1 protein-coding gene is annotated in these 2024 nt (G+C 36.2%); it reads right to left on the reverse strand.

Annotated features, from left to right (window positions below):
- On the reverse strand, positions 1-2024 hold a 2024-nt coding region (locus ACCI49_RS24440; protein ID WP_371841864.1), incomplete at both ends, for a non-ribosomal peptide synthetase.

The raw sequence follows: 2024 nt of genomic DNA on the forward strand, positions 1-2024 counted from the left end.
CTTTGGTCAATTCAGGGCGGTTCAAATAACCTCTTGCGACACCTGCACCGCCTATATGTAACTCACCGACAGATCCTAGTGGACAAAGTACAGAGTTCTCATCAAAGATAAATAGTTTCACATTACTTAGTGGGCGCCCGATTGGGACGCAAACCGACGTTTCCGGTGAGTAATCATCATTACAGTTAAAAGTTGAGCTTCCAACAGTTGCCTCCGTCGGACCATATTCATTTATTACTATTGATTTTGGAAAAGCGTTAACCCAATATTGGCAAATTGATTTTGATAATGGTTCTCCAGCAATTACAAAAACATGTTTCAACCTTGATTCGGCTGGATCCTTAAAATACCCCTTCAAGGCATAAATGTGAGATGGAGTGATCTTATATAAGTAGGGGCCACAAGTTAATGTTTCAGCTAATTCACTTAATAGATTATCGCTAACCCCTAATATATTCACTGATTTTCCAACGCATAACGGCACATAGAGTGGGCAAACTGTTGCGTCAAAAGCTATTGAAGAACTTACTATTGATCCTTCAATATCATTACTGATAAAGTTTCTTACTGAATATTTCAAAAAATTTGAAAGATTTTTACGATCAACCATCACTCCTTTAGGCATTCCGGTTGATCCGGAAGTATATATTACATATGCCAAGCTATCCGGCCTGCTATTGACCAAAGACTTAGATAGGTTTGTTTCCGGATAACATTTTAAATTATTTACAAAGTAAGAATCGTCGACACTGATAATGTCATAGGTAGTTTTGCATAAATTCTTTAAGTATTCGTTTTTTGTTAAAACAATACATGCACTGGAGTCCTCAAGCATATACATAATCCTTTCCTTAGGATACTGAGGATCCAGTGGAACATATGCGGCGCCGGACTTTAACACTCCTAACAAACTAATTATAACTTCTAAGGATGGTGAAACACATACTCCTACCAAGTCATTAGTCTTCACTCCTTTATCTATTAAATAACGAGCAACTTGATTTGAACGCTTGTTTAATTCATCATAAGTTAGCGAGTTATCACCATAAATAACGGCAATTGCATCACCGGATTTCGCCACCTGAGACTCAAAATAATCCAAAAAACAATCTTCTTCAAGGAATGTTTCATTTGGATTTTCAGAATGATGTAATAAATTTTTACGCTCGGAGTCATCCATTATTTTCAATTGAGATATAATTCTTGCAGGCCCTTTAAGAATGCTATCTATCAGAATGTTAAAATTTTTAGCTATTCTTTCAATTGATTCGTATTCAAAAATATTATTATTAAAAATCCAGGTTAAACTCAACTCTTCATCAACTTCCAATATACTCAATTCAATATCATATTTTGTGTATCCTTCACTAAATTCATTGTTTTCTAAATCGATACCGTCTATATTTAAATCCACTTGATCACTATTACGTAAGTTAATCATTACCTGAAACAGTGGACTATAAGAAAGGTTTCTTTCTGGATTAACAGTTTCAACAAGCAACTCAAAAGGTATATCCTGATGCGCATATGCATCAAGAATCATCGATCTATTGTTTTGTAATAATTTTTCAAACGTCAGATTATCTTCCACATTGCTGCGTAGCACTAGAGTATTTACAAAAAATCCAATTATGGATTCAACACCCGTATGTGCACGTCCGGCAATTGGTGTTCCCATTACAATATCATTTTGTCCATAACTATACTTATTTATCAAAATTGACAATGCACTTTGTAAAAACATAAAGAGTGTGACGTTATTTGAATTACAATAACGTATGATTTCATTTAGAGTCGATTTTTCCAAAACTCGACTAATGGATTTACCTTCAAAGTTCTGTATTTCTGGCCGGCTCTTATCTAAAGGTAAGCTATGTACCGGAGGTAAACCTCTCAACTGCTCCTGCCAATAACCCAATTGCTTAGCCAATACATCGCCGCTGAGCCACTCGCGCTGCCACACCGCATAGTCCGCATACTGTACCGATAGTGGCCCCAGCGGATTCTCACGCCCTTCATTAAAG

It is taken from the genome of Microbulbifer epialgicus, assembly GCF_041447265.1.
Lineage (GTDB): Bacteria > Pseudomonadota > Gammaproteobacteria > Pseudomonadales > Cellvibrionaceae > Microbulbifer > Microbulbifer epialgicus.